Here is a 1,302-nt window from a genome sequence, read left to right as displayed (position 1 = left end):
GGCGGTTTCTAGGGGTCGTGGCAACACGTGGTCGGTTGATCAGGCCGCGAGGAGTTTATGCAAACGCTCGGCTGGGGTTTCCCAGCCGAGCGTTTTGCGTGGGCGGCCGTTGAGCTGGGCGGCGACGGCGTCGAGGTGTTCGCGGCTGTGGACGGCCAGGTCGGTGCCCTTGGGAAAGTACTGCCGCAGCAGGCCGTTGGTGTTCTCGTTCGAGCCGCGCTGCCAGGGGCTGGCCGGGTCGCAGAAGTAGACCGGGATGTCGGTGGCGACGGTGAACTCGTGGTGGCGGCTCATCTCCGAGCCCTGGTCCCAGGTCAGGGATCGTTTCAGGTGGTCGGGCAGGCGCTGGACAGTTTCCTGGAGTGCGTCGCGGACGGCTTCGGCGCCTCGTCCGTTCGGCAGGTGGAGGAGCATCACGTAGCGGGTGGCGCGTTCGACCAGGGTGCCGATCGCGGACCCGTTGTCCTTGCCGATGATCAGGTCGCCCTCCCAGTGTCCGGGCACCGCCCGGTCCTCTGCCTCGGCGGGACGTTCACTGATCATGACCATGGGGTCGACGAAGCGGGGCTGACGCTGCTGGGCCTGGCGGTGGGGTTTGCGGCGGGCCCGTCCGGTCCGCAGGGCTCCGGCGAGTTCTCGGCGTAGTTCGCCGCGTCCTTGCACGTAGAGGGCCTGGTAGACGGTTTCGTGGACCACGTGCATCTCCGGCCGGTTCGGGAACTGTGCCCGCAGAGCGTGGCAGATCTGCTCCGGGCTCCACAGCTCGTCCAGGCCGGCCTGGACCGCTGCCCGCAGCTCGGGGTTCTGGCTGATCTTCCGCGGCTTGGGCCGGGGCCGGCGGTTATCTGCCCGGGCCTGGGCGGCAAAGGGCCGGTACTGGCCGTTTTCAGGGTGCCGGTTGCGGCGGATCTCCCGGCTGACGGTCGACGGGCTGCGGCCCAACTCGCTCGCGATCGCCCTGATGGTGGCCTTGTCCCGCACGCGGTCGGCTATGTGGATCCGGTCGGCCTCGCCCAGGTACCGGGATGCACCAGAAGGCGGCAACACCGGACGAACCGGTACTGCCGCCTTCTGCACGCCCGACGGGCGGCGACCGTTACGCCATCGCTTGCCCGTCCGGAGGTTGATTCCTACACGTCTGCACGCTTCGGAACTGCTCAGGCCCTGGTCCATGAGCCGGAAGTATTCCTCCCGCTCACGGACCAGCTTCCTACGGCCTTGGGCCACCGTCCGCACCTTGCGGATCTCGAACTCCATCGCACCCCTTGAGCTGGGGTGTTGCGACGACTCCTAGAACCCAAG

Annotated in this window: 1 protein-coding gene; it reads right to left on the bottom strand. The window is 68.0% G+C overall.

Going from position 1 to position 1,302, the window contains the following annotated elements; genetic code table 11:
• Window positions 1-39 precede the first annotated feature (39 nt).
• Window positions 40-1,257, bottom strand: coding sequence for an IS30 family transposase (locus ACZ4WZ_RS33910; protein WP_467896963.1), 1,218 nt, complete (start codon window positions 1,255-1,257; stop codon window positions 40-42).
• Window positions 1,258-1,302: the final 45 nt, after the last annotated feature.

The sequence above is a fragment of the Streptomyces sp. NPDC029122 genome, assembly GCF_055569445.1.
Note: the sequence above shows the minus strand (reverse complement) of the source record. Positions and strands in the feature narration are given on the sequence as shown.